Below are 308 nucleotides of genomic sequence, written 5' to 3'. Positions count from 1 at the left end.
ACACTTGAAATCGATTACAAGAGCCATTTATACAGCTGATATCGCACTTAGTGCTCGTAAAAGACCGTGACTTGACTGCTATTGCTAAATAAATGCGAATAAAAAGCCCAAACAGACACTGTAATAAACAGCATTCTGGTTGGGCTGGATCGCGTAGTGATCGTTTAGGTTAAGAATAGAACCAAACCACGAGCGAAAATATACTCGGTGCGATGATCGAGGTAATGACGCCACAAAGCACAAGAGCCAACGAACTGAATGCAGCATCTTCCTGATTCTTTTCAGCACAGGTCGCAGTACCTAAAGCA

Annotated in this window: 1 protein-coding gene; it reads right to left on the bottom strand. The window is 42.9% G+C overall.

Annotated elements, in window-relative coordinates:
- Window positions 1-169 precede the first annotated feature (169 nt).
- Window positions 170-308 (bottom strand): LrgB family protein (locus AB4653_RS23910; protein WP_372105490.1); only part of this gene is annotated, 139 nt, incomplete at its 5' end.

The organism is Vibrio sp. 10N.222.48.A3 (assembly GCF_041475345.1).
GTDB classification, from domain to species: Bacteria; Pseudomonadota; Gammaproteobacteria; order Enterobacterales; family Vibrionaceae; genus Vibrio; species Vibrio tasmaniensis_A.
This window is presented reverse-complemented; position numbering and strand designations above follow the sequence as displayed.